At 36.7% G+C, this 25,323-nt stretch carries 24 protein-coding genes and 2 other annotated features; all 24 genes read left to right on the top strand.

Annotated features, from left to right (window positions below; genetic code table 11):
• Positions 1 to 148 precede the first annotated feature (148 nt).
• Positions 149 to 380: a binding site (T-box leader), on the top strand.
• 38 nt (positions 381 to 418) lie between these two features.
• The 24 genes from G9F74_RS09720 to pheA all read left to right on the top strand — a co-directional run bounded on the left by G9F74_RS09720 (position 419) and on the right by pheA (position 25,150).
• Entirely contained in the window at positions 419 to 3,064 is a 2,646-nt protein-coding gene (locus tag G9F74_RS09720) for a valine--tRNA ligase (RefSeq protein WP_000072230.1), read from the top strand.
• 92 nt (positions 3,065 to 3,156) lie between these two features.
• Positions 3,157 to 4,458 (top strand): bifunctional folylpolyglutamate synthase/dihydrofolate synthase, encoded by a 1,302-nt coding sequence (locus G9F74_RS09715; RefSeq protein ID WP_016109133.1) that lies wholly within the window; start codon positions 3,157 to 3,159, stop codon positions 4,456 to 4,458.
• A 165-nt stretch (positions 4,459 to 4,623) separates the two neighbouring features.
• Positions 4,624 to 5,586: a hypothetical protein gene (locus tag G9F74_RS09710; protein WP_016109132.1), complete on the top strand. Its 963-nt coding sequence runs from the start codon at positions 4,624 to 4,626 to the stop codon at positions 5,584 to 5,586.
• Positions 5,587 to 5,806: 220 nt separating this feature from the next.
• Positions 5,807 to 6,382 (top strand): Maf family protein, encoded by a 576-nt coding sequence (locus tag G9F74_RS09705; protein ID WP_001226282.1) that lies wholly within the window; start codon positions 5,807 to 5,809, stop codon positions 6,380 to 6,382.
• Between the two features lie 47 nt (positions 6,383 to 6,429).
• Positions 6,430 to 7,107, top strand: coding sequence for a DNA repair protein RadC (gene radC / locus G9F74_RS09700; protein WP_001013401.1), 678 nt, complete (start codon positions 6,430 to 6,432; stop codon positions 7,105 to 7,107).
• Between the two features lie 158 nt (positions 7,108 to 7,265).
• Positions 7,266 to 8,285, top strand: a complete 1,020-nt coding sequence (gene mreB / locus G9F74_RS09695; protein ID WP_000466737.1) for a cell shape-determining protein MreB — start codon at positions 7,266 to 7,268, stop codon at positions 8,283 to 8,285.
• A 41-nt stretch (positions 8,286 to 8,326) separates the two neighbouring features.
• Positions 8,327 to 9,181: a rod shape-determining protein MreC gene (gene mreC / locus G9F74_RS09690; RefSeq protein WP_001135475.1), complete on the top strand. Its 855-nt coding sequence runs from the start codon at positions 8,327 to 8,329 to the stop codon at positions 9,179 to 9,181.
• Between the two features lie 14 nt (positions 9,182 to 9,195).
• Positions 9,196 to 9,741 carry a rod shape-determining protein MreD gene (gene mreD / locus G9F74_RS09685; protein ID WP_000975760.1) on the top strand — a complete coding sequence of 182 codons (546 nt, stop codon included), beginning with the start codon at positions 9,196 to 9,198 and terminating at the stop codon, positions 9,739 to 9,741.
• A 35-nt stretch (positions 9,742 to 9,776) separates the two neighbouring features.
• Positions 9,777 to 10,463 carry a septum site-determining protein MinC gene (minC, locus tag G9F74_RS09680; RefSeq protein ID WP_000391516.1) on the top strand — a complete coding sequence of 229 codons (687 nt, stop codon included), beginning with the start codon at positions 9,777 to 9,779 and terminating at the stop codon, positions 10,461 to 10,463.
• Positions 10,464 to 10,465: 2 nt separating this feature from the next.
• Complete coding sequence (minD, locus tag G9F74_RS09675) at positions 10,466 to 11,263, top strand: septum site-determining protein MinD (RefSeq protein ID WP_000503310.1); 798 nt, start codon at positions 10,466 to 10,468, stop codon at positions 11,261 to 11,263.
• 134 nt (positions 11,264 to 11,397) lie between these two features.
• On the top strand, positions 11,398 to 12,144 hold the full coding sequence (gene spoIVFA, locus G9F74_RS09670) for a stage IV sporulation protein SpoIVFA (protein ID WP_000797540.1): 747 nt from the start codon (positions 11,398 to 11,400) through the stop codon (positions 12,142 to 12,144).
• Positions 12,137 to 12,997: a stage IV sporulation intramembrane metalloprotease SpoIVFB gene (gene spoIVFB, locus G9F74_RS09665; RefSeq protein ID WP_000598976.1), complete on the top strand. Its 861-nt coding sequence runs from the start codon at positions 12,137 to 12,139 to the stop codon at positions 12,995 to 12,997. The genes spoIVFA and spoIVFB overlap by 8 nt, the downstream gene beginning before the upstream one ends.
• A gap of 67 nt (positions 12,998 to 13,064) precedes the next feature.
• Entirely contained in the window at positions 13,065 to 14,453 is a 1,389-nt protein-coding gene (locus tag G9F74_RS09660; RefSeq protein WP_000855449.1) for an Rne/Rng family ribonuclease, read from the top strand.
• A 77-nt stretch (positions 14,454 to 14,530) separates the two neighbouring features.
• Positions 14,531 to 14,608 (top strand) — a sequence feature (ribosomal protein L21 leader region).
• Positions 14,609 to 14,622: 14 nt separating this feature from the next.
• A complete protein-coding gene (gene rplU / locus G9F74_RS09655; RefSeq protein WP_000270907.1) occupies positions 14,623 to 14,931 on the top strand; it encodes a 50S ribosomal protein L21 in 309 nt (102 codons plus the stop codon).
• A gap of 11 nt (positions 14,932 to 14,942) precedes the next feature.
• Positions 14,943 to 15,287: a ribosomal-processing cysteine protease Prp gene (locus G9F74_RS09650; RefSeq protein ID WP_001973720.1), complete on the top strand. Its 345-nt coding sequence runs from the start codon at positions 14,943 to 14,945 to the stop codon at positions 15,285 to 15,287.
• Between the two features lie 3 nt (positions 15,288 to 15,290).
• The gene (gene rpmA / locus G9F74_RS09645) at positions 15,291 to 15,581 is read left to right on the top strand and encodes a 50S ribosomal protein L27 (protein WP_000944957.1); all 291 of its coding nucleotides are present in this window, start codon (positions 15,291 to 15,293) and stop codon (positions 15,579 to 15,581) included.
• Positions 15,582 to 15,644: 63 nt separating this feature from the next.
• Positions 15,645 to 16,193 carry a sporulation initiation phosphotransferase B gene (locus G9F74_RS09640; protein ID WP_001003572.1) on the top strand — a complete coding sequence of 183 codons (549 nt, stop codon included), beginning with the start codon at positions 15,645 to 15,647 and terminating at the stop codon, positions 16,191 to 16,193.
• Positions 16,193 to 17,479 (top strand): GTPase ObgE, encoded by a 1,287-nt coding sequence (gene obgE, locus G9F74_RS09635; protein ID WP_000497121.1) that lies wholly within the window; start codon positions 16,193 to 16,195, stop codon positions 17,477 to 17,479. The genes G9F74_RS09640 and obgE overlap by 1 nt, the downstream gene beginning before the upstream one ends.
• Positions 17,480 to 17,692: 213 nt before the next feature.
• Complete coding sequence (locus G9F74_RS09630) at positions 17,693 to 18,400, top strand: response regulator transcription factor (protein ID WP_000276708.1); 708 nt, start codon at positions 17,693 to 17,695, stop codon at positions 18,398 to 18,400.
• The gene (locus G9F74_RS09625) at positions 18,390 to 19,472 is read left to right on the top strand and encodes a HAMP domain-containing histidine kinase (protein WP_016109131.1); all 1,083 of its coding nucleotides are present in this window, start codon (positions 18,390 to 18,392) and stop codon (positions 19,470 to 19,472) included. The genes G9F74_RS09630 and G9F74_RS09625 overlap by 11 nt, the downstream gene beginning before the upstream one ends.
• 93 nt (positions 19,473 to 19,565) lie before the next feature.
• On the top strand, positions 19,566 to 20,342 hold the full coding sequence (locus G9F74_RS09620; protein WP_000114533.1) for an ABC transporter ATP-binding protein: 777 nt from the start codon (positions 19,566 to 19,568) through the stop codon (positions 20,340 to 20,342).
• Positions 20,317 to 22,239: an ABC transporter permease gene (locus G9F74_RS09615; RefSeq protein WP_016109130.1), complete on the top strand. Its 1,923-nt coding sequence runs from the start codon at positions 20,317 to 20,319 to the stop codon at positions 22,237 to 22,239. The genes G9F74_RS09620 and G9F74_RS09615 overlap by 26 nt, the downstream gene beginning before the upstream one ends.
• A 49-nt stretch (positions 22,240 to 22,288) precedes the next feature.
• Positions 22,289 to 24,202, top strand: a complete 1,914-nt coding sequence (locus G9F74_RS09610) for an ABC transporter permease (RefSeq protein WP_016109129.1) — start codon at positions 22,289 to 22,291, stop codon at positions 24,200 to 24,202.
• Between the two features lie 96 nt (positions 24,203 to 24,298).
• On the top strand, positions 24,299 to 25,150 hold the full coding sequence (pheA, locus tag G9F74_RS09605) for a prephenate dehydratase (RefSeq protein ID WP_000621713.1): 852 nt from the start codon (positions 24,299 to 24,301) through the stop codon (positions 25,148 to 25,150).
• Positions 25,151 to 25,323 lie beyond the last annotated feature (173 nt).

Raw genomic sequence — 25,323 nt, 5'->3', positions numbered from 1 at the left:
TTACCGCCCGTAAATAGAGGAGTAAAAAAGATAAGTGGAGGATGCTACTTATCTTTTTTATATTCGCCCGGAAAGTGATAGTCTTAAATTTATCTTGACGAATAAGGTTTCGTTTTTTACACTATTGTATATAATAATTAACAATCATATAAATGCCTTGAAGGGGAAGAGTATAACATGAAACGTCTTCAGAGAGGAGAATCATTAGCTGGGAGATTCTCTAGATAGTTATGTTAGAAGGTAGCCCTGGAGCATCTTTTCTGAACGGAATAGTTCTCATTAGGAAAAGACGGATTTGTCCGTTATCAAATTAAGAGTATAAGCAAATTCTGAATTTGTTTGTAAATAAAGGTGGTACCGCGATGTCCCTCGTCCTTTTTTGGATGAGGGGCATTTTTTATTTTAAGGAGGGAAAATAATGTCAAACACGGAAAAGAATTTACCAACTAAATATGATCATATGTCCGTTGAAGAAGGCCTTTATCAATGGTGGCTTGAAGGCAAATATTTCGAAGCAACAGGAGACGAGAAGAAACAACCGTATACAATTGTAATTCCACCTCCGAACGTAACTGGTAAGTTACACTTAGGTCATGCTTGGGATACAACTCTTCAAGATATTTTAACTCGTACGAAGCGTATGCAAGGATACGATGTATTATGGCTTCCAGGAATGGACCATGCGGGTATCGCAACACAAGCGAAAGTAGAAGGAAAACTTCGTGAAGAAGGTATTTCACGTTACGATCTTGGCCGTGAGAAATTCCTTGAAAAAGCTTGGGAGTGGAAAGAAGAGTACGCTTCTCACATTCGTCAACAATGGGGGAAAGTTGGTTTAGGACTAGACTATTCTCGTGAACGTTTCACATTAGACGAAGGTTTATCTGATGCAGTTAATAAAGTATTCGTTCAATTATACGAAAAAGGCTTAATTTACCGCGGTGAATATATTATCAACTGGGACCCAGCAACACGTACAGCTCTTTCTGATATCGAAGTAATTCATAAAGAGGTTCAAGGTGCATTCTACCATATGAACTATCCGTTAACAGATGGTTCTGGTCACATTCGTCTTGCAACTACTCGTCCCGAAACGATGCTTGGTGATACAGCTGTAGCAGTTCATCCAGAAGACGATCGTTACAAACATTTAATCGGAAAAACAGTTACCCTTCCGATCGTAGGCCGTGAGATTCCGATTATTGCCGATGAGTACGTAGAAAAAGACTTTGGAACAGGCGTTGTAAAAATTACACCAGCTCATGACCCGAATGACTTTGAAGTAGGTAACCGTCATGACTTACCACGCATCTTAGTAATGAACGAAGATGGAACGATGAACGAAAAAGCTGGTAAGTATAACGGTATGGACCGTTTCGAATGCCGTAAAGCGTTAGTGAAAGACTTACAAGAAGCGGGCGTATTAGTAGAAATTGAGCCTCATATGCATTCAGTAGGTCATAGTGAGCGTAGCGGTGCAGTTGTTGAGCCTTATTTATCAACACAATGGTTCGTAAAAATGGCTCCACTTGCAGAAAAAGCAGTAGCACTTCAACAAAAAGAAGAAGAAAAAGTAACGTTCGTACCAGAGCGTTTTGAAAACACATACTTACGCTGGATGGAAAACATTCATGACTGGTGTATTTCTCGTCAATTATGGTGGGGACACCGAATTCCAGCTTGGTATCATAAAGAAACTGGTGAAGTATACGTAGGTACTGAAGCGCCAGCGGATATTGAAAACTGGAATCAAGATAACGACGTACTTGATACATGGTTTAGCTCAGCGTTATGGCCGTTCTCAACACTTGGTTGGCCAAATGAAGAGGCAGTAGACTTTAAAAAGTTCTATTCAACAGATGCTTTAGTAACTGGTTATGACATCATCTTCTTCTGGGTATCTCGTATGATTTTCCAAGGTTTAGAGTTTACAGGAGAGCGTCCATTTAAAGATGTATTAATTCATGGTTTAGTTCGTGATGAACAGGGACGTAAAATGAGTAAATCTCTTGGTAACGGTATCGACCCGATGGATGTTATCGAGAAGTACGGTGCAGATGCAATGCGTTACTTCTTATCAACAGGAAGTGCACCAGGCCAAGATTTACGTTTCAGCATGGAAAAAGTAGAATCTACTTGGAACTTCATTAATAAAATTTGGAACGCATCACGTTTCGTATTAATGAACATGGATGATATGAAGTATGAAGAAATCGATTTAACTGGTGAAAAATCAGTTGCAGATAAGTGGATTTTAACTCGCTTAAACGAAACGATTGAAAGTGTAACACGTAACATGGATAAATATGAGTTCGGTGAAGCTGGTCGTTCATTATACAACTTCATTTGGGATGATTTCTGTGACTGGTACATTGAGATGGCGAAACTTCCACTATACGGTGAAGATGAAGCAGCTAAGAAAACAACTCGTTCTATTTTAGCTTACGTATTAGACCAAACGATGCGTCTATTACACCCATTCATGCCGTTCGTAACAGAGAAGATTTGGCAACATTTACCGCATGAAGGCGAGTCTATTACAGTAGCGGCTTGGCCAACAGTTCGCGAAGATTTACAAGATAAAGAAGCGGCAGCAGAAATGCACCTTCTAGTTGATATCATTCGCTCTGTTCGTAACATCCGTGCAGAAGTAAATACGCCAATGAGCAAAAAAGTTCAAATGCAAATTAAAGCAAAAGATGAGGCTATCCTTGCTCAACTTACGAAAAACAGCTCTTACATTGAGCGTTTCTGTAACCCAAGTGAATTAACAATTCAAACGAATTTACAAGCGCCAGAAAAAGCGATGACTGCAATCGTATCAGGTGCAGAGTTATTCTTACCGTTAGCTGATCTTATCAACCTTGACGAAGAGAGAGCACGTCTTGAAAAAGAACTTGAGAAGTTCGATAAAGAGGTAGAACGTGTACAGAAGAAACTTTCAAACCAAGGATTCGTAGCGAAAGCTCCTGCGGCAGTTATTGACGGAGAGCGTGCGAAAGAGCAAGATTACCTAGAAAAACGCGAAGCAGTTCGCCAACGTCTAGCAGATCTTGAGAAATAAAGTGTATTTTAGAGACTCACTATATTGGTGAGTCTCTTTTCTTTGCGTATAATAGAATGATGAAGGTTGTCTTTTGAAAGGGGAAAACATACGTGATACATACATACGAAGAAGCGATAGGGTGGATTCATAGTCGATTGAAGTTTGGTATTAAACCAGGATTAGAAAGAATGAACTGGATGCTAGAAGAACTCGGAAATCCAGAGCGTCATATAAAATGTGTTCATCTTGCTGGTACAAATGGAAAAGGTTCAACTTTAACGTATATGCGCTACATGCTAGAAGGCGCAAAATATAAGGTTGGAACATTTACCTCTCCTTACATTGAAACATTTAATGAGCGTATTAGTGTGAACGGAACACCAATTGCAGATGAAGAGATTGCGGAACTTGTAAACATAGTAAAGCCAGTCGTTGAAAAACTAGACGAGACGAATTTAGGGGAAGCGACTGAGTTTGAGATTATTACTGTTATGGCAATTTGTTATTTCGGTAAAATCAATTTCTGTGATGTTGTTTTATTTGAAACAGGGCTTGGAGGGCGCTTTGACTCTACGAATGTTATTCATCCTGTTCTCACAATTATTACAAATATCGGTCACGATCATATGCATATTTTAGGGGATACACTAGGAGAAATTGCGTATGAGAAGGCAGGAATTATTAAGTCGGGTGTTCCGGTTATTACAGGCGTGCAAGATGATAAAGCATTGCAGGTCATTCAAAAGGTTGCAAAGGAAAATCATGCAAACTTATATGAACTGGGCAAACATTTTACAGCGTTACATAAACAGTCTAACGAAGATGGGGAACGTTTTGATTTTGCTTGTCCTTTCGCATCTTTTGAAGATGTTCGAATGTCAATGAAAGGTGTTCACCAAGTAGGAAATGCCTCACTAGCACTTATGGCAATTATGTATTTAAAAACATATGTATCATTTTTAATTGAGGAAGAGGAAATAAGAGCTGGATTACATGAAGCGTATTGGATTGGCCGATTTGAAAAGCTGAAAAATAATCCTGATATTATAATAGATGGTGCTCACAATCCAGAAGGTATTGAGAGTCTTGTGAAAACAGTAGAGGCACATTATAAAGATAAAAATATAATAGTTTTATTTACTGCGCTTGGTGATAAACAGTTGCATAATATGGTAGGTCAATTAGAAACAATTGCCGATGAAATTATTTTTACAACATTCGCCTTTGATCGTGCCATTTCCGCTGACAAACTTGCAGCGCATTCGCAAAAAAAATCAAAATTAGTCTTTGAAAATTGGAAAGAGGCAATTGATACAAAGGTTGAAATGATAGGGGGAAATGATGTCTTTATCATAACGGGTTCTCTATATTTCATTTCTGAAGTTAGAAAATATATTCGCGAGAAAAACTAGATAGCCTTTGCTATCTAGTTTTTTTGTTCTACAAATGAAGTCAAATGCATACATATAAGATAATTATATAGGGTTATTTGGCGAATTTCTCTGACAAATATCTCGTTTTTTTGTGAAATGAATATGATATGATGCGGACAACGACAAGAGGTGAGGTGTGAGTGTATGGACAAGCAATCACGAACGATCTCGGTGAAAGTAAATGGAACAGAAGCGAAGTATGAAGAAAAGAAGAAAGATGAGTTTGAATGGATGGTAGTGGAAAGTGAAAGACCGAAAAACGTTGTTCCGTTTCAAAAAAAGAAATCAGCGTCCATGGAAAAATACAGAAAGAAGTGGAGTAATACATTAATTGTAATTGTTACAACTGCAATTATAATTGGTACGGCGTTTGGAATGGGAATGCTGCAGTTACTCACAGGACAAGGGACAACAGGGGAAAGTACGGTAACGGCTTCGAAGCAGACTGGAAATGAAGAATCAAAAGTGGATGGAACGGCAGAACAAACACCAGCATCAAAAGAGGAAAAACAAAAAGCGCAGACAGGAACGGCATTAGAGCCAATGAAATTATTTTTTGTTCAAGGTGGGCTTTATTCTTCCAAAGAAACGGGACAGGCCGCTCTTGAAGAATGGAAAGGTAACGGAGGGGTTGCTGCTTTGAAACCGAGCGGTGATAAGTATGCACTAATTGTTGGTATTGCTAGCGATGAACAGGCTATAAATCAATTAATGACGCAGTATAAAAATGATGGTGTCTCCGTTTTAAAAAAGAACTGGGATATTACGGATAAAGCGTTGCTTAAAGATGATAAAGAAATAGGAGCATTCTTAACAAAAGTACAGCCATTATATACTCATTTAGCAAAATATGCTTCTAGCGTACAAGCTGGTGGGAAAAGTAATGCAAAAGATATAGAAGTAATTGAGAAAGAATGGAAAGCGATTGAAAAAGTAGGGAAAAGTATGAAGCAGGAGGAGGTAAAAAAACTGTATATGTATACGTCAATAGCTGTGCAAACAGTGAAGGACGGAAAGGGCGATAAAGAATCTTTGGCGAAATTAAATCAAGTTGTTATTGATGGTATACTTTCGTATGAAAAAATTGTTTCGCAAAAAGTGAAATGATAAGATAATGAAATGACGAAGAAAGAAGTATAGATACTTCTTTCTTTTCTTTTAAATTTAGAGCAAAGTGCTTTCTCTATGGCTGGAATATAATCGTATGCAGTAAAGAAATATTATTTTGTTTAGAGAAAATAATATTTCTTTCATTTGTGGATAAACTATTCCTTTGATACGATTGATGTAAATTGTTCTGCTTCATGTGAGAAAGGAAGGAGAAAATATGAGAAAAATTATTTTAGCTTCAGGATCACCTCGGAGGAAGGAATTGCTGGAGTTAGCTGGCGTACCATTTGAAATCGTTGTAAGTGAAGTGGAAGAAACGATTGGTGCGTATTCATCACCTCCTGATATCGTTATGTCCCTTGCCCTGCAAAAAGCATCTGCGGTAGCAGAAAATAATAGTGATCACATTGTGTTAGGTGCAGACACAATCGTTACATATGAGTCGCGTATTCTTGGAAAGCCTTCTAATGAGGTTGAGGCGAAAGAAATGTTACAATTATTATCAGGAAAAACACACGAAGTGTATACAGGTGTGGCAATTATATCGAAAGAAAAAACGGTCACTTTTTATGAGCGTACAGAAGTTACGTTTTGGGAATTAACAGAAGAAGAAATTGACGTATATGTTGCATCGAAAGAACCTCTTGATAAAGCAGGAAGTTATGGTATCCAAGGAAAAGGGTCTATTTTTGTTCAACATATTCAAGGAGATTACTACAGTGTAGTCGGCTTACCAATTGCACGTCTTGTCCGGGAATTAAAACAATTTGATATTGATGTAACCCATGCGTAAAATTGCATGGGGTTTTCTTTGAGAGAACAGGTAAAAGGGGTGGAGAGATGAACGGTATTCGTGATGTTGTCAGAGAAGAACAGCCACGGGAGCGTTTATTATTAGAAGGAACAGGGAGTTTATCAAATCGGGAGCTTCTTGCAGTGTTACTCAGAACAGGTTCTAAAGAAGAGACAGTTTTAAAGTTGTCAGATAAAATTTTACATCACTTTGATGGTTTACGTATGTTGAAAGATGCAACGTTAGAAGAGTTAATCAGTATTCATGGTGTTGGGATTGCAAAGGCATCTCAGCTTATGGCTGCTTTTGAACTAGGTAGAAGAATGGTACGTTTAGAGTATCAAAATCGATATAGCATTCGAAGCCCAGAAGATTGTGCGAAATACATGATGGAAGAACTACGCTTTTTACAACAAGAGCATTTTGTTTGTTTATATTTAAATACAAAAAATCAAGTTATACATAGGCAAACGATATTCATTGGAAGTTTAAACACGTCAATTGTACACCCAAGGGAAGTCTTTAAAGAAGCGTTCCGCCGTGCAGCAGCCTCTATCATATGTCTTCATAACCATCCCTCAGGAGATCCTACGCCGAGCCGAGAAGATATTGAAGTAACAAAACGTTTAGTAGAATGCGGCCAGATTATCGGAATTGAAGTGCTTGATCATATTATAATAGGTGACCATAAATTCGTGAGTTTAAAGGAAAAAGGTCATATTTAAGACTATGCTTTTTACTTATTTTGTTTTATAATGTGATTTATGAGTTTTTTGTAGAAAATTATCTGCAAAAAGGATATAGATATAAAAAACGTACTGTTTTTATAATATAAAATAAGAAAAAAATGAGTCCGTGAAAACAAGAAAGGAAGATAAAAAATATGTTTGGATTTGGTGGCTTTACTCGCGATCTTGGAATAGATTTAGGAACTGCGAACACGCTTGTATATGTAAAAGGAAAAGGTGTAGTTTTACGTGAACCTTCAGTAGTAGCATTACAAACTGATACGAAACAAATCGTTGCTGTAGGTAGCGATGCAAAACAAATGATTGGTCGTACACCAGGAAACGTAGTAGCACTTCGTCCGATGAAAGACGGTGTAATTGCTGATTACGAAACAACAGCAACAATGATGAAATATTACATTCAACAAGCTCAAAAATCAAACGGCTTCTTCTCACGTAAACCGTATGTAATGGTATGTGTACCGTCTGGTATTACAGCTGTTGAAAGACGTGCAGTAATTGATGCGACTCGTCAAGCGGGTGCTCGTGATGCATATCCAATCGAAGAACCATTTGCAGCAGCAATTGGTGCGAACTTACCTGTTTGGGAACCAACTGGTAGTATGGTTGTTGATATCGGTGGTGGTACAACAGAAGTTGCAATCATCTCATTAGGTGGTATCGTAACAAGTCAATCAGTTCGTGTTGCTGGTGATGATATGGATGATTCAATCATTCAGTACATTAAGAAAAGCTATAACTTAATGATTGGTGAAAGAACAGCAGAGGCATTAAAATTAGAAATCGGTTCTGCAGGCGAGCCAGAAGGTATCGAGCCTATGGAAATTCGTGGTCGTGATTTAGTAAGTGGTTTACCAAAAACAGTACTAATTCAACCAGAAGAAATTGCGGATGCATTAAAAGATACAGTAGATGCAATTGTAGAATCAGTTAAAAATACGTTGGAAAAAACTCCACCTGAATTAGCGGCAGATATTATGGACCGCGGTATTGTATTAACAGGCGGTGGTGCATTACTACGTAACTTAGATAAAGTGATTAGTGAAGAAACAAATATGCCAGTTCTTGTTGCAGAAGATCCATTAGATTGCGTAGCAATTGGAACAGGAAAAGCATTAGATAATATCGATCTTTTCAAAACGGCTGCTCGATAATATTGCAAAATAAAAATCAATGGAATTAAGAGGGTGTGAACGTGCCACAGTTTTTCTTAAACAAAAGATTAATTGTTTTGTTAGTTAGTATTATTCTTCTCGTGGCATTGATTGGAATCTCATTGAAAGAACGGAACAGTTTAACATGGCCAGAGCAGTTTGTTAAAGACACTGTCGGTGTTGTAGAACGTGTATTCCAAAAGCCAGCGAAATATGTAGCTGGATTCTTTGAAAATGTAGAGGATGTAAAGCGCACGTATGAAGAGAATAAAGAATTAAAAGCAAAAATAGATAACTATGCGAGTTTATCAGTTAAAGTGAAGCAATTAGAGGAAGACAACAATAAATTAAGACAGCTAACTGAAAAAAAAGAGTTGCCGAGCGATTTTTCTGAAATTCCAGCTACTGTTGTTTCTCGCAATCCAGATAAATGGTACGATTTAATTGGAATTGATAAAGGAGCACAGCAAGGGATTAAAAAGGATATGGCTGTTATGACTTCAAAAGGTTTAGTTGGACGCGTGAAAAGTGTATCTCAATTTACAGCATCAGTAGAGTTGTTAAGTTCTATGAGTCGAACAAATCGTGTTTCTGCTGTTGTACATGGAAATGAAAATATCTTCGGTTTAATCGAAGGTTATGACAAAGAAAAAAAATTGTTACTTTTCACAAAGATTGGCTCTGATGCACCAGTAGCTAAAGGTCAAATGGTTGTAACGTCTGGACTTGGTGGGGAGATTTTCCCGAAAGGTCTTGAGATTGGGGAAATCGTTGATGTTCAACCAGATGCATACGGTTTAACAAAAACAGCTTATGTAAAACCTGCCGCTGATTTAAATGACGTAGAGCATATTATAGTAGCTAAACGTGATATGAAATCAGCGCCATTAGAATAGGAGGAGGAGAAGAGATGATGAAGATTTTAAAAAGAGCAGCTCTTCCTCTTTTGCTCCTTTTTGTTTTTCTGTTTGAAAATATGTTTGCTACTATTGTTCCAACAGAAGTTTTTTGGAAAGACAGTATAGCAGCGCCGCATTTCTTTATCATTGTGTTATGTTTTGTTACTGTGTACTATGGTCCGGTCCAAGGGATTTATTACGGGCTATTATTTGGTTTCTTATTTGATACCGTATACACAGAACTTGTCGGTATATATATATTTGCTTATCCGATTTTAGCTTATTTAGTTTATAGTGTGATGAAGGTACTACAATTGAATTTATTCATTGTTGTGTCTATCGTATTAGCTAGCATTGTAGCATTAGAATATTATGTGTATGGATTTTTAACTTTGTTAGGACGTACTCATATGTCGGCGTATGTCTTTTTCACGGATCGTCTCCTTTCTACTTTATTGCTGAATGGAATTTTCATATTGATAGTTTGTTTCCCACTGAGACGATATTTAGTGCGTCTTTCAAGAGCGATGGAAGAAAAAGAAAAAAGGATTTTCTAATTTTATGTCGAATTGAATCGGTGGGGTGAACTTTAGTGGAAGAAAAAAAGCAACAAAATGTAACGATAAAAGGGACAAAAGACGGGATAACGCTTCATTTAGATGACTGCTGTTCATTCTCTGAATTACTGAAAGAATTGGACGAAAAACTATCTACACATTACTATGATGGCGATGGGCGTTCTTTAATTGAAGTGCATGTGAAAGTGGGAAATCGTTATTTAACAGAAGTCCACCAAGAAGAGCTTCGTACGTTAATTCGTAATAAAAAGAATCTTGTTGTGGATTCAATTGAAAGTGATGTTATAACTAAATCGGAAGCAATAGCATGGAAAGAAGAAACAGAGATTGTCCCTATTTCCAAAATTGTTCGCTCTGGACAAGTTTTACATGTAAAAGGAAATTTATTATTAATTGGAGATGTTAATCCAGGCGGAACGGTTATCGCTGGGGGGAATATTTTTGTCGTAGGATCATTAAGAGGGATTGCACATGCTGGGTATTATGGGGATTCAGAGGCTGTAATCGCTGCATCTGTTATGAACCCGATGCAACTTCGAATTAGTGATGTGGCAATGCGGGCTCCGGAAGAGAAAGAAGACGGAGCGGAGACGGCAGAATGTGCGTATATTAATGAGGACAATCACATTGTTGTCGATCGCCTGCAACTTCTCACTCATCTTAGACCTAATTTAACAAAGTTAGAAAGGGGAATTGTATAGCTGTGGGAGAGGCAATAGTAATTACATCTGGAAAGGGCGGAGTAGGTAAAACTACAACGTCTGCGAACATTGGTACAGCCCTAGCCTTATCTGGAAAGAAAGTGTGCTTAATTGACACAGATATTGGTCTTCGAAATTTAGACGTAGTAATGGGGCTGGAAAATCGTATTGTATTTGATCTTGTTGATGTCGTTGAAGGGCGTTGTCGTTTACCTCAGGCTCTTATTAAAGATAAACGTTTTGATGATCTTTATTTATTACCTGCAGCACAAACGAGTGATAAATCAGCGGTAACACCTGAACAAATGGATGAATTAATACAAGTATTACGTCAAGATTATGATTACATATTAATTGATTGTCCTGCGGGGATTGAGCAGGGATTTAAAAATGCGGTAGCTGGTGCGGATAAAGCAATCGTTGTTACGACGCCAGAAGTATCCTCAATGCGTGATGCAGATCGTATTATTGGGCTTTTAGAAAAAGAGGATATTGAACCACCGAAACTTGTTATTAACCGTGTGCGTAGTCATATGCTTCATGAACAGGATATGTTAGATGTTGATGAAATCGTACGTACATTATCAATCGAGCTTCTTGGTGTTGTTGAAGACGATGATGAAGTTATTCGTGCTACAAATACAGGTGAACCTGTAGCGTTGCAACCTAGTGGAAAAGCAGCGTTAGCTTATCGTAATATTGCAAGACGCTTGTTGGGTGAGAATGTACCATTACAAGCATTTGAACAAGAAAAGGTATCGGTATTTACAAAGATGAAAAACTTCTTTGGCATCCGTTAAAAGCACTTCGCACATATGCGAAGTGCTTTCTTTTTTTCTTCATACGAATATCTTTCTTTCCTAGCTCATACATATGTACAAACTGTATACAACTGTTTCTATTTAAATAAGGTTAGCGAAAGAAGGGAGACAGTATGAAGAATAGAAGTGTAGAAGAAATTAAAAAGCGGATTGCGAAAAGGAAGGCAGAGCAAGAAAGAATGGAGGAAGAGCAGTATTTTGCCGGGGGGAATTTTGATAGTGAAGGGGTATTTATTGAAGAGGGAGAAAAGGAAATTCATCCTTTGTTTCGAAAGGAAGTCTTTTTCTTCAAAGTTTTATTATCAGCAATCTTAGTTCTTTCAATTGCTATTTTGTATAAGAATGCGCCTTCTTCTTTCGATGGTGCTAAAGCTGTTACAGAAAAAGTGATGAAAGAGGAGTTTCAGTTTGCTACTGTAGCGAAATGGTATGAAAAACAGTTTGGAAAACCTCTCGTCTTCTATTCGCCTAACGAGAAAAAGGAAGGGACTATTCAGCAAAAAGACTATGCAATTCCTGCTTCAGGAAAGGTAATGCAAGGATTTCAAAAAAATGGCCAAGGTGTATTTGTCCAAACGGCTACAAATGCAACAGTTGAGTCAGTAAATGAAGGATTAGTTGTTTTTGCGGGTAAGAAAGAGGAACTTGGAAATACAGTTCAAATTCAACATGCAGATGGCACGGAGTCGTGGTATGCAAATTTAAATGATATGTCAGTAAAGTTATATGATTACGTTTCAAAGAAACAAAAAATTGGAACGGTGAGTAATGATGCAAATAATAAAAATGGGAAATTTTATTTCGCAATAAAAAAGAATGAAAAATTTGTTGATCCGATTCAGGTGATTTCATTTGATTAAATATAAGGAAGTTTTAACGAAAATTTCAGTGCATCCGTTGTTTTGGGTTATTATAGTTATTGGTATTTTTACGGCGCGTTTTAAAGAGTTACTATTGTTGTTTTGTATCGTACTCATTCATGAACTCGGTCACGCTTTTGCAGCAGCGCATTATAATTGGCGTATTAAAAAAATTCAACTGTTACCGTTTGGTGGTGTGGCTGAGCTTGAGGAACATGGAAATAAATCATTGAAAGAGGAACTTGTTGTCGTAATTGCAGGACCTATTCAACATATTTGGATGATGCTAGTAGGGTATATATTGTTTGAGATTGGCTGGCTGAATGCGGAATTATATTATTTTTTTATGTGGAATAATATAATTATTTTAGCCTTTAATTTACTCCCTATTTGGCCACTTGATGGCGGGAAAGTGTTGTTTAATGTATTATCATATCGTTTTCCTTATTTACAAGCACATGAAAAAATGATGCAATTGTCATGTGTTTTTTTTAGTGTCATATTAGGATGGCAGTTACTTTGGAATAGTAACAATATTATGATGTGGGTACTACTCATATTTTTAGCAATATCGTTATATCAAGAATGGAAGCAAAGACGTTATGCGTTTATGCGCTTTTTATTAGAGCGTTATTACGGAAATAAAAGAGGGATTGAAAAGATTGCACCTATAGAGGTGCAATCAGAAGATCGTTTATATACGATTTTCACCAAATTTCGTAGAGGATATAAGCATTCTATTATCGTCCATGGAGAATATAAAGAGCATTACACATTGGATGAAAATGAATTACTCTATGCGTATTTTACTGAAAAACGAACAACTTCATCTGTTGAAGAATTAATCGGTTAGTGTTGACGATAGCACTAACCTTTTATTATTGTAAAAACAAAGAAGATTATAAAGTGAGGAAAGAAATTTGAAAACCTTATACATGAACTATGCTGGATCGGAAAAGCGCGTTGCAATTGAAGAGAAGAACAAAATTGTTGAATTTTTATGGAAACGTAATGAAGAACAAGAGATTGTTGGGTATATTTACGTTGGACGTATCGTAAGAACAATTGCTGGAATGAATGCAGCATTTGTAAACATCGGTTTAGAAAAACATGCGTACCTTTCATATGATGATGTACCGTCTTCTTATCGTATACATGAAGGACAAGCAGTACTCGTACAAGTTGTGAAAGAGGCAATTGATACGAAAGGACCGAAATTAACAGCGAATATAGAATTTACCGGGAAATATGTCGTTTATATGCCATATGATGAAATGCGCGCTGTTTCTCGGAAAATAAAAAACAATAAAAGAAGACAGCAGTTACTCGAAATTGAAGTAGAAGGGACAGGAGGGTATATTTTCCGCTCCGCTTCTGAAAAAGGAGAAATTGAAGAAATACAAACTGAAATGCAAAGGTTACAGCAGTTATATGAAGAGTTAAAAAGAAAAGAGGGCCAAGGAAAGGCACCGCTATTACTTCATCGACCAGCGACTTTTTTAGATCGTGTATTTCAAGAGAATCCAATTGAAACAATCGAAAAAATAGTTGTAGATACAAGAAGTGTAGTAAAAGAATTAGAAGACAAGGTCGGAAAAGAAAAAGTATCTTTTTATAATGAAAAATCTTCGATGTTTAATCATTTCGGAATAGAGCGAGAAATTGAAAAAGCACTTCAAAAAATTGTGTGGCTCCAAAACGGTGCTTATTTGATTGTGGAACAAATGGAGACGATGACTGTAATAGATGTGAATACGGGGAAGTTTACCGGAAAACAAAATTTACAAGATACAGTACTTCGTACAAATGAAATGGCCGCTGACGAAATCGCTCGCCAATTAAGACTTCGTGATATTGGTGGAATGATATTAATCGACTTTATTAATATGAAAAAACGAGAAGATAAAGAAAAGGTAAGAGAACGTCTCATAGCTGCTATGCAAAATGATCGCACTTATACAAGAGTACTTGGGTTTACTGAGTTAGGGATTTTGGAGATGACACGTAAACGTAAAAAACATTCTTTACGTGACGTATTGCTAGAAGAGTGTGTACCGTGTAAGGCGACGGGGTATGTAATGTCGTATGAAACGATTGCTTATGAGTTAGAGCGAGAACTCATTACATATGGCAATATAGAGGATGAAGCAGTATTAATTGCTGCACCTCAAGATCTGCAAAAACAATTTTTACAAAAAGAATTACAAAAAAATATTCCATTTGAAATTTATTTCAAAGATGATACTATCGAAAAGTACGCTATTATAAGATTTGGAAGTAAAAAAGAAATTGTAGAACGGAAAAAATAGTTAGCAGAACATTTATTGACAACCGTCTATGATTCATGATAACATCTTTATGTTATAGTTTATAGCACCTAAACGGCTATATGCTACAACCGCACAAGACAGGTTCCCTAAAGGCATTTATGTCTACCTCGTTTTTGGCGAGTCTTAGTAATTAAGAGGAGGTGCAAGTATGTACGCAATTATCGAAACAGGTGGAAAACAAATTAAAGTTGAAGCTGGTCAAGCAATCTACATTGAAAAATTAGATGTTGAAGCTGGTGAAACTGTTACTTTTGACAAAGTTCTTTTCGTTGGTGGCGAAAACGTTAAAGTTGGTAGCCCAGTTGTAGAAGGCGCAACAGTGACTGCTAAAGTTGAAAAACAAGGTCGCGCTAAGAAAATCATCGTTTTCAAATACAAAGCGAAAAAGAACAATCGTAAGAAACAAGGTCATCGTCAACCTTACACTAAGCTAGTTGTTGAAGCTATCAACGCTTAATTCAGGTTAACATGATTAAAATTACGATAAGTCGCACGAAATTAGGAAGTATCCAATCATTTAAAATGACTGGACATGCCGATTATGCGCCACATGGACAAGACCTTGTCTGTGCTGGAACTACAGCGGTTGTGTTTGGTTCTATAAATGCAGTGGAAGAGCTTTGTAATGTGCAGGCAACTATTGAACTCGGAAGTGATGGTGGATTCTTAACGTATGAATTGCCTAATGATTTAGACGTTCATGCAGCAGAAAAAGCTCAAACGCTTTTAGAAGGATTAGTTGTTTCGCTAAAGACGATCGAACTTGATTACGGAAAGTATATCCGTTTAATAGAAAAAGTGCAGGAGGTGTAACGTATGTTAAGATTAGATCTTCAGTTTTTCGCATCTAAGAAAGGTGTAGGTAGTACAAAGAACGGTCGTGACTCTCAGTCAAAACGTCTTGGTGCTAAACGCGCAGATGGTCAAACGGTTTCAGGTGGTTCAATTCTTTACCGTCAACGCGGTACAAAAATTTATCCAGGTGTTAACGTTGGTCGTGGTGGCGATGACACTTTATACGCGAAAGTTGACGGCGTAGTACGCTTCGAGCGTCTTGGCCGTGACCGCAAACAAGTGAGCGTATATCCTGTTGCTCAAGAAGCATAAGAACTCACGGAAAACTCTAACCTGAGTGCAGGTTAGAGTTTTTCTATATTAAGGGGTAGCTAAATGAATGAAAAATGGACAATTATAGATGCGTTGCGTCATTCAAGACATGATTGGCTCAATCGTATGCAGATGGTTAAAGGAAACCTTTCCCTTGGAAAAGTGGAAGAGATTCATCGGCTCATCGATCGTTTTGTCCAAGAAGCGAGACAAGAATCCAATCTGATGGGGTTATCAATGCCTTTATTTTCAGAGTGGATTTTAACATATAATTGGAAACAGCAGCCGTGCTTATTGGAGTACGAAGTATTAGGAGAATTACATAACTTATCTCACTTAGATGAGACTGTATGTACATGGGCTAATCAATTCTTCTCAATGCTTCAGCATAGTTTAGACGTATATGTTGAAAATTATGTTTGTATCACAATTGAATGTGACGCGGAGAATGCTCGTTTCTTTTTTGATTTTCGTGGTAAGCTAACGAGTGTAGAAGAACTACAGAATTGGCTTGCGAACCAAAACAATAAATGGTATTCCATTTCTTATACAGTACGAGACGAAGAAGTCTCAGTTATATTACAACCAATCGAAAAAAGTGTGGTGAAATAATGTTTGTAGATCAGGTCAAGATATATGTAAAAGGCGGCGACGGTGGTAACGGAATGGTTGCGTATCGTCGTGAGAAGTATGTTCCAAAAGGTGGCCCAGCAGGTGGCGACGGTGGTAAAGGCGCAGATGTTGTTTTCGTTGTTGAGGAAGGCTTACGTACATTAATGGACTTCCGCTACCAACGTCATTTCAAAGCTGATCGTGGTCAGCACGGAATGAGTAAAGGTCAGCACGGACGTAAATCTGAAGATTTAATCGTAAAGGTTCCACCAGGAACAATAGTAAAAGATGAAAAAACAGGTCAAATTCTTGCCGATTTAGTAACGCATGAACAAACAGCTGTAATCGCAAGAGGTGGCCGAGGTGGCCGTGGTAACTCGCGTTTCGCAACAGCTACGAATCCAGCACCTGAAATCGCTGAGAACGGAGAACCAGGTCAAGAACGTGATGTCATTCTAGAACTTAAAGTGCTAGCAGACGTTGGACTTGTTGGATTCCCAAGTGTAGGTAAATCTACATTATTATCTGTTGTATCATCAGCGCGTCCGAAAATTGCAGAGTATCACTTTACAACAATCGTTCCTAATCTTGGTGTTGTTGAAACTGGTGATAACCGCAGCTTCGTTATGGCTGACCTTCCTGGACTAATTGAAGGCGCACATGCTGGCGTCGGACTTGGACACCAATTCTTACGTCATATCGAACGTACACGTGTAATTGTACATGTTATTGATATGTCTGGTTTAGAAGGCCGTGAGCCATATGAAGATTATGTCACAATTAATAATGAATTAAAAGAATATAATATGCGTTTAACAGAGCGTCCACAAGTTGTTGTAGCAAACAAAATGGATATGCCGGATGCAGAAGAAAACTTACAAGCATTTAAAGAGAAAGTGGGAGACGAAGTAAAAATCTTCCCAATCTCAGCTGTAACGAAACAAGGTGTTCGTGATTTACTATTTGAAGTAGCGAACTTATTAGAAACAACACCAGAATTCCCAATGTACGATGTTGTTGAAGAGTCTGAAGCAAGTGTAATGTATAAATTTGATGCTGAAAGTCTTAAATTTGAAATTACACGTGAAAGTGACGGCACGTTTGTTATTTCTGGTTATGATATCGAGAAGACATTCAAAATGACTGACTTCTCACGTGATGAATCTATACGTCGTTTCGCTCGCCAAATGCGCGGAATGGGTATTGATGAAGCGCTTCGTGCACGTGGTGCAAAAGACGGAGATATTGTAAAAATTCTTGAATATGAATTTGAATTTATCGATTAAGACTGCCAAAGTATGGCGGTCTTTTTTTTATTCTGCTATTTGCAAGTAGTAAGATTCCCGCCTCAAAATTCAGCTGAAGCAAAGAAGTTAGGTGTGAATCAGGCTGCTAGTTAAAAATTACGAAGATAGGAAAAAATCCCCACTAATTAAATTTTCAATTTATAATAGAAAAAGAAGTAATTTTAGAAGAATATTTATGGGGAGAAAGAGAACATGTATAAAATATTAATTGTAGAAGACGATGAGAAAATTGCGGGAATATTAGAGGAGCATTTAGAAAGGTATGGCTATCAATCATTTAGAGCAATTGATTTACGTCATATAAAAGATGAATTCGTAAAAGTGAATCCACATCTCGTATTACTGGATATCAATTTACCATATTTTGATGGTTTCTATTGGTGTCGTCAAATCCGCACTGTATCGAATGCGCCGATTATTTTTGTTTCTGCAAGAACAGGGGAAATGGATCAAGTAATGGCAATTGAAAATGGCGGAGATGATTACATTACAAAGCCATTCCATTTAGATATTGTCATGGCTAAGGTGAAAAGTGCACTTCGACGTGGGTATGGTGAGTATGCTTCTGCGGCAGAAAGTGATTGTTTAGGTGTGAATGGACTTTTGTTATTCCCGTCCCAACACGTTGTTGAGTGGCAAGGGCAACAAACAGAGCTGACAAAAAATGAATTTTACTTATTAGAGTGTTTAATGAAACAAGCGAATCAATATGTAACGCGTGAAGAATTGTTAGAAGCTCTGTGGGATGAAGTAGCTTTTGTTGATGATAATACACTGACTGTGAATGTAAAGCGCGTAAGGAAGAAACTAGAGGAGCTAGGTATTAAAAATGCGATTGTAACGAAACGTGGATACGGTTATGCGCTTCTTACAGAGTGGAGTGAAGGGCATGCAGGTTAAAAGTTACCTCATAGACCGCTTTGCTTTACTTCTTTCTTATGTTGTAAGTCTTTGTTTATTTGGACTCGTATTGCAGTTGCAAAGTCTTTTAGAAAAAAGATCAATTGATTGGAGTACGTGGTTATACGGACTTTTATTAGGGACAGTTGTGTTTACTGTATACCTCATTTACGATTACCGAAAAAGAAGTGTTTTTTTAAAGAGAATCGAAAAATATGTTGCTGATGGAAATACATTACATGATTCTTTACTTATTGATACTTCGTATACGACAGAACAAGAGATGATCGTTGAATCTTTTACGCTATTAAGACAGCAATATATGAATGAAGTTTATAAACAGCATGCGAAAGAGCAACAGCAAATGATATTTATGAACCAATGGATTCATCAAATGAAGACACCAGTATCTGTTATTGAGTTACTATTACAGAAGTTTGGTAAAGAGCATCGTGAAGCGAGAGCAACAGTTGAAAGTATTCGTGAAGAAAATAACCGTATACTAAATGGTTTAGATTTAGCGTTACATATGGCAAGGTTAGAGCAATTTGCGAAAGATTATAAAGTAGAAGTAGTAAATGTGATAGATATTATTCGAGGTATTATTAATGAAAATCGAAAGTCTTTCATTCAATCGTCTGTATTTCCGAAAGTAATGTTTGAAGAAGATACTTGTATGGTTGCATCTGATAGAAAATGGCTTAGTATTGCTATAGGGCAAATTGTTGTAAATGCAATTAAGTATACGAGAATTTCAGAAGCAGAGAAAAAGGAAATTCAATTTCAAATTGAAGAGAAAGATCAAAAGGTGTTATTACATATTAAAGACAATGGAATCGGTATTCCGGAGCAAGATGTAAAGCGTATATTTGATCCGTTCTTTACGGGGATAAATGGCCGTAAAACGAGAGAAGCGACTGGAATGGGTTTATATATTACGAAGGAAATTTGTGATAATTTACATCACGGTATTTATGTGCAATCGGCTGAAGGGGAAGGGACAACATTTACGTTCCAATTTGCAAAAGATGAAGAATATCATACATTAATGAGAAAAATGACAAAACTGTAAGATAACAAAACGTTTTGTAAGGGAAATCACTCGTTTCTTTTTCTTATTTTTCTTATAGTAAATGTAAGAAGAAAACACATAGGGGGATTAGAAATGAGTGTTCTTGAAGTAAAAGGATTAACGAAGGTGTATCAATCAAAAGGTTCAGTAGCGACGACTGCTTTAAATGATATAAATTTTAAAATAGAAGAAGGCGAATTTGTAGGGATTATGGGTCCTTCAGGAAGCGGAAAAACAACGCTTTTAAATTTATTAGCAACAATTGATAAGCAAACTTCAGGTCATGTGCTTGTAAATGGCGAAGAAATTAATCAAATGCGTGCTGCAAAATTAGCGGAGTTTCGCCGTACACATTTAGGATTCATTTTCCAAGATTTTAACTTACTTGATACGCTATCGATTAAAGAAAATATCATTTTACCACTTGTAATGGCGAAGAAATCTGTAAATGAAATCGATGCAAAAGTGCTTGAGATTGCAAAGTTTTTAAATATCGAAGGCATTTTAAATAAAAAAGTATATGAAGTATCAGGCGGCCAACAACAACGTGCAGCAGCTGCGAGAGCGATTATTCATGAACCGACGTTAATCTTAGCGGATGAGCCAACTGGAAACTTAGATTCTAAGTCGGCAAAATCATTAATGAGCGCGTTGCAAGATTTGCATGAACAAAAGAAAGTAACAATTGCAATGGTAACGCATGATCCAGTAGCGGCGAGTTATTGCGAACGTATTCTTTTCATACGTGATGGAGAGATTTTCTCAGAAATACATAAGGGAAGAACGAAACAAGCCTTTTTCCAAGAAATTTTGGACGTACTTGCGATGCTAGGAGGAGAATATCATGAACTTTCGCCAGCTCGCGCTTAATAACGTAAAAGGAAATTGGCGTAATTATAAAGCGTTTCTTATTAGCAGTTGTTTATCGATTGTCGTATTTTTCATGTATGCTTCCTTCATTTATCATCCAGATGTCGTAAGCGGTAATATTAGTATGAGGGAGATGATTTCAAAAGGGTTAGAATCGATGAATTATATTGTAGTCATCTTCTCAGCACTTTTTATTTTATATGCAAATTCAACATTTTTAAGAGCAAGGAAAAAAGAGTTTGGTCTATTAACATTAATAGGCGGAACAAAATCACAACTTGGCCGAATGATTATATTAGAACAGCTTATGTTAGGTAGTATTGCAATTGTAGTAGGTATTGGACTTGGTATGCTTTGTTCAAAATTATTCTTCCAAGCATTAAGCGTAATATTGAAAATAGATAAAACACTTCCACTCGTATGGAATAGTAAAGCGGTTTTGATTACAGCGGGTGTATACTTTATTCTATTTTTAATTCTATCATTGTTTAGCGTTTGGACAGTAGGACGCTTGCAAATTATTGATTTATTAAGAGAAGCAAGAAAACAGAAAGTAGAACCTTTTGCGTTTACATGGTTATGCGTAGTTGGTATAGGATGTATTATTGTTGCATATGTACTTAGCTTCCAAGTAACATTTATGAATTTTGTCATCCTGTTTTTACCGATTGTAGGGCTGACGATAGGCGGAACTTATTTACTATTTACACAAGGTAGTACAGTCGTATTAAAGGCATTACAAAAACGAAAAAAATCTTTTTATACATATCCAAATATGTTCGTACTTAGCAATCTTATTTATAAAATGAAAGATAATGCCCGTTTTCTATTTGTAATTTCTATCATTACGGCGGTTGTATCTTCAGCAGTTGGTACGCTGTACGTATTTTTTGAGGATATGAGTTATAAGGCAGTAACTAGTACCCCGCATGCTATTTCTTATGAGGAAAAGGGAATCCATATGCATAATGTCATAAAAGAGGGAAAAACAAAAGAATTAATAAAAAAACACGGATTTGAAGAAGCGCGAGAAGTAACGTACGTAAAACTTCCTGGAACGCAAAAAATCACAATGTTTAACAGTGAACATGAGATGCCAATGGCGATTGTTTCAGAAAAAGAATATAACGCTGAAGTACGTAAACAAAAGAGAGAGCAAGTTAGAGAAGTTCATAATGCACCAGGTAGTGCAACGATGGTCATAATGGATATGGCGAATGATATGATGAAGATAGATCGTACGAAACCGTATGAAATTAAAATTAACGGACAAAAGCAATCTGTTCAATTAAATGAGCCAACTTCATTTTCTGTTTTTAATGATAGTGAATATCTCATTGTGAATGATCAAGATTTTGAGAAATACGCAAAGCTTGTACCAGATGAAGAAAAGACGAAATATTACGGTTATTATATAGAAGACTGGAAAAGTACGGAAGACCTTGTGTTAGATTTGAAAAAGGAGATTGCACCAGATAAGCAAGAGGAGTTAAATAACTCGGTGCTCGCTTATAAAAATATAAGGGAATCAGGAGCAATTACAATGTTCATCGGTTTCTTCGTAGCGGTACTATTCTTCTTCTTCGCTTGTAGTATGACATACTTTAAATGGTTTAACGATAAAGAACAAGATCGTATTCAATTTAAATCGTTAAAGAGAATCGGTATGACAGATAAAGAAATTCGTAAAATTGCAATTCGTCAAATGGGCGTTATCTTCTTTATCCCAATTTTAATCGGTGCCATTCATAGTGGGTTTGCTCTTCATACGTTAGGGAAAATGCTTTATATTGATTTATGGAAATCAGGTGCGATTGTAATTGGAACATACGTTATAGCTTCTGCGATTTACTTTATGATTGCACAAAGAGGATATTTGAAACACGTGCAAAGCTAGAGAAACCTCTAGCTTTTTGCTTATGTAGTAAGTTATAGGGGGACGATAGATGAACATTCGGCAACTAGCGCTGCAAAATATAAAAGGAAATTGGCGTAATTATAAAGTGTTTTTCTTAAGCAGTTGTTTTGCGATATTTGCGTCTTTTGCATACATGTCTGTCATTGTACATCCGTATATGCAGGAGAAGATGTGGTATCAAAACGTACGCTGGGGACTTATTATATGTAATGTTATAGTCATTTCTTTTTTCGTCATATTTATTTTGTACTCTACTTCTATTTTCATAGAGGCACGTAAGAAAGAATTAGGGTTATATATGTTAATGGGAGCGACGAAGTCTAACGTAATAGGAGTGATAATGACCGAGCAAATATTAATCGGGATTTTCGCGAATATTTTCGGGGTTGGGCTTGGTATGATCTTTTTGAAACTCTTTTTTATGGTATTTAGTATGTTACTGGGCCTTCCGAAAGAACTCCCTGTCATATTTGATGTGAGAGCAATTGGGGTAACGTTTGTTACATATATGGTCGTTTTTATTGTCTTATCTTTTATAAGTGCTTTACGCATATGGAATATAAAAATCATTCGGTTATTGAAAGAATTTCGAACAGATAAAAAAGAGAAGAAAACATCAATGTGGCTTTGTATATTCGGTTTTATTTGTTTAGGTATAGGATATGCGTTAGCGTTACAAGCGACGATGCCAACGATAGCATTCTATTTTTTTCCTGTGTCTATACTTGTCTTTTTCGGAACTTATTTTTCTTTTACACACGGAACTGCTCAAATATTAGAAATAATAAAACGAAATAAAAAGATTATGTATACATATCCGTATTTATTTATAGTAAACCAATTGTCACATCGAATGAAAGAAAATGGTCGCTTTTTCTTTCTGATGTCTATGGCAACGACGTTTGTAGTTACGGCAACAGGTACGGTGTTCTTATATTTTTCTAGCATGCAAGATATGTGGCGAACTGGAGGGGTACACTCGTTTTCATACATAGAAAAAGGTATTTCTACTCATGAAGTCTTTGAGGAAGGTGCGGTTGAAAAATTACTGAATCAATACGGGTATGATGATTTTCAATATATGAGTTTTGTTGGAGTGTATGCATCCTTTCGGTCTAATAAAGGAGAAACAACAATAGCACCGCTTATAAAGGAAAGTGAATATAACCAAGAAGCGAGGAAACAAAAAAAGAAAATGTATCGTCCTAAAAAAGGTACAGTGACACTCGTTTATTATAATAAATACAATAATTCGAATGTATATAATCAAAAAGAGATTCAATTGCAAGTAATGAGTCAACCATATTCATTCGTATTTAACGGTCAGAAAGAAGGGGTTCAATTTAACTATCACCCTTCGTACATTAATGGTCTGTTCTTCGTTATGAATGATGAAGATTTTGACAGTATAGCAAATCAGGTTCTCGATTCTGAAAAAATGATATATAGAGGCTACACATTACCAAATATCGAAAAGACGAAGAAATTAAATGAAGATTTACGGAAACATATGAAACAAGATAATAATAATGCGTTTCGAAGTAATATGGAGTTATATGTAAATATGAAAGAAGGCGGCGATATTACTCTATTTGTAGGCTCATTCATTAGTATATTATTCTTTCTTACTTCATGTAGTATCGTATATTTTAAATGGTTTCATAATATTGCATCGGACCGAAAGCATTATGGTGCACTCTCTAAACTTGGAATGACGAAGGAAGAAGTATGGGAAATTTCTCGCTGGCAATTATGTATGCTATTTTTTGCGCCAATTATAGTAGGGAGTATGCATAGTGCAGTTGCGTTATATACGTTTCATAATACTTTCTTTATGGATGGATCATTAGGAAAAGTAGGCTTGTTTATTCTGTATTATATCGCTGCATGCATCGTTTATTTCTTCTTCGCTCAAAGAGAATATAAGAAACATTTAGACTAGCGAATGCTAGTCTTTTTTTAATATTCGAAATTTACATAGAAGAATATAAAAAAGTATGGTATAACAGTAAGAAAAAGAAAAAGAGGGGAAAAGACGATGATTCGAGTAGGATATTTAGGACCAGAAGCAACATTTACAAATATGGCGGTGAGTCGTTTTTTTCCGGAAGCAGAGCATGTACCGTATCGAACGATTCCGGATTGTATAGATGCAGCCGCAAATGAAAGTGTAGATTTCGCAGTCGTACCGTTAGAAAACGCAATAGAAGGTTCAGTAAATATAACGGTCGATTACCTCGTGCATGAGCGACCACTTTCTATTGTAGGAGAAATTACAGTACCAATTCAGCAACATTTACTCGTACATCCGCAGTATGCAGAAGTGTGGGGAGAAGTATATGCAGTGCATTCACATCCGCATGCTATCGCACAATGTCATAAGTTTTTAAATGAAGAATTAAAAGGGGTAACTGTTCGAGACATGACATCAACAAGTGCTGCTGCACAATATGTGAAAGAACATCCTGAAGAAAAAATCGCTGCCATTGCAAATGAAGCAGCCGCAGAAAAATACGGATTAACAATTGTAAGACGTGACATTCATACGCATAAAAACAATCATACACGCTTCCTAGTGCTCCATAAGAAAAAGAAAGTAATACTCTCAAATAACGGAGAAAACCGCGGGGAGAAAACGACGCTTATGATAACGTTACCTGCAGATTATGCAGGGGCACTATATCAAGTGTTATCAGCTTTTGCATGGAGAAAATTAAATTTATCAAAAATCGAATCGCGCCCGATGAAAACAGGACTCGGAAATTACTTTTTCTTAATCGATGTCGATAAAGCATACGATGACGTATTATTGCCAGGCGTAACGATGGAACTTGAAGCGCTCGGTTTTTCTGTTACTGTGCTGGGGAGCTATTCTTCTTATTGGTTGTAAAGGGTAAGGGAGAGTATTTGTCGTATTTTGTAGTTAAATCGATATAATTTCAGTCGATAATATACCGTCTGATAGATAAATAAAATCCCACCATTTTGAACTGAACCCAAAAAATTAGACAAATATATTAAGCAGCTACTAAGGATTGAACTCTGTATTGCACAGGGGACAAT

The sequence above is a fragment of the Bacillus sp. EKM202B genome (genome assembly GCF_011066025.1).
GTDB lineage: Bacteria > Bacillota > Bacilli > Bacillales > Bacillaceae_G > Bacillus_A > Bacillus_A toyonensis.
The sequence above is the reverse complement of the archived record's forward strand: the minus strand, read 5'-3'. Positions and strand labels throughout refer to the sequence as shown.

What these genes read in the sequence shown, in the direction of transcription:
- G9F74_RS09650 (WP_001973720.1), top strand. Translation starts at nt 14,943, where the DNA reads ATGATTAAAATTACGATAAGTCGCACGAAATTAGGAAGTATCCAATCA.
- mreB (WP_000466737.1), top strand. Translation starts at nt 7,266, where the DNA reads ATGTTTGGATTTGGTGGCTTTACTCGCGATCTTGGAATAGATTTAGGA.
- G9F74_RS09630 (WP_000276708.1), top strand. Translation starts at nt 17,693, where the DNA reads ATGTATAAAATATTAATTGTAGAAGACGATGAGAAAATTGCGGGAATA.
- G9F74_RS09720 (WP_000072230.1), top strand. Translation starts at nt 419, where the DNA reads ATGTCAAACACGGAAAAGAATTTACCAACTAAATATGATCATATGTCC.
- rplU (WP_000270907.1), top strand. Translation starts at nt 14,623, where the DNA reads ATGTACGCAATTATCGAAACAGGTGGAAAACAAATTAAAGTTGAAGCT.
- G9F74_RS09710 (WP_016109132.1), top strand. Translation starts at nt 4,624, where the DNA reads ATGGACAAGCAATCACGAACGATCTCGGTGAAAGTAAATGGAACAGAA.
- G9F74_RS09625 (WP_016109131.1), top strand. Translation starts at nt 18,390, where the DNA reads ATGCAGGTTAAAAGTTACCTCATAGACCGCTTTGCTTTACTTCTTTCT.
- spoIVFA (WP_000797540.1), top strand. Translation starts at nt 11,398, where the DNA reads ATGAAGAATAGAAGTGTAGAAGAAATTAAAAAGCGGATTGCGAAAAGG.
- mreD (WP_000975760.1), top strand. Translation starts at nt 9,196, where the DNA reads ATGATGAAGATTTTAAAAAGAGCAGCTCTTCCTCTTTTGCTCCTTTTT.
- G9F74_RS09610 (WP_016109129.1), top strand. Translation starts at nt 22,289, where the DNA reads ATGAACATTCGGCAACTAGCGCTGCAAAATATAAAAGGAAATTGGCGT.
- G9F74_RS09615 (WP_016109130.1), top strand. Translation starts at nt 20,317, where the DNA reads ATGAACTTTCGCCAGCTCGCGCTTAATAACGTAAAAGGAAATTGGCGT.
- G9F74_RS09620 (WP_000114533.1), top strand. Translation starts at nt 19,566, where the DNA reads ATGAGTGTTCTTGAAGTAAAAGGATTAACGAAGGTGTATCAATCAAAA.
- radC (WP_001013401.1), top strand. Translation starts at nt 6,430, where the DNA reads ATGAACGGTATTCGTGATGTTGTCAGAGAAGAACAGCCACGGGAGCGT.
- G9F74_RS09705 (WP_001226282.1), top strand. Translation starts at nt 5,807, where the DNA reads ATGAGAAAAATTATTTTAGCTTCAGGATCACCTCGGAGGAAGGAATTG.
- G9F74_RS09640 (WP_001003572.1), top strand. Translation starts at nt 15,645, where the DNA reads ATGAATGAAAAATGGACAATTATAGATGCGTTGCGTCATTCAAGACAT.
- pheA (WP_000621713.1), top strand. Translation starts at nt 24,299, where the DNA reads ATGATTCGAGTAGGATATTTAGGACCAGAAGCAACATTTACAAATATG.
- rpmA (WP_000944957.1), top strand. Translation starts at nt 15,291, where the DNA reads ATGTTAAGATTAGATCTTCAGTTTTTCGCATCTAAGAAAGGTGTAGGT.
- obgE (WP_000497121.1), top strand. Translation starts at nt 16,193, where the DNA reads ATGTTTGTAGATCAGGTCAAGATATATGTAAAAGGCGGCGACGGTGGT.